Source organism: Zooshikella harenae (genome assembly GCF_018837975.1).
In the GTDB taxonomy this organism is placed as follows: Bacteria; Pseudomonadota; Gammaproteobacteria; order Pseudomonadales; family Zooshikellaceae; genus Zooshikella; species Zooshikella harenae.
This window is the reverse complement of the sequence record NZ_JAGSOY010000372.1, coordinates 1-531: the sequence shown is the minus strand read 5'-3', so window position 1 is coordinate 531 and position 531 is coordinate 1. Positions and strand designations below refer to the sequence as shown.

1 protein-coding gene is annotated in these 531 nt (G+C 41.6%); it reads right to left on the bottom strand.

What is annotated here, in order from left to right; all coding sequences use genetic code 11:
* Positions 1–23 precede the first annotated feature (23 nt).
* A complete protein-coding gene (locus KCG35_RS26175) occupies positions 24–305 on the bottom strand; it encodes a hypothetical protein (protein WP_215822876.1) in 282 nt (93 codons plus the stop codon).
* Positions 306–531 lie beyond the last annotated feature (226 nt).

Here is a 531-nt window from a genome sequence, read left to right as displayed (position 1 = left end):
AATAAGTAATTATATTTACGCATCTAAGCCCCACTAAATTGTATAAATAGAACTTGCCCTGTTGATGTAGATTTTGCTCTTACATAGTAGCAAGTTCCTACTCCAGGGCCATAAGCCGCTTTATAAGTACCAGGACCAATAAACTGCATTGTCTTTGTACCTGTCCCTGATGCCGATGTTGTTTTTATTTCTACAATAACAATAGATGGTGCTTGGCTTTTGGTTGATATGTTCATACTAAAGCCACCGCCGTGCTGTTGGCAGGGTGAGGGCATCCAAGGGCCAAGAAAAGAGGAGGTGCTCATACTTCCATGACACTGTGTTGTTTCGTTGGATTGTTACACTGACCGCCAAAAGCGCACTTTAGTGAATTTATATCCATTAAGTTAATCCTTTCTACTACTTCATAAGCTAGTGCTTATGTTAGCACTGTCGCTTAGTTTGTGGTGTGAGAAAGGCCGCATGAATACAAAGGGTTACGTAGAGCTACATAGAAGGGGGGTTAGGTGGTCCATTTAGGGTACACCTATA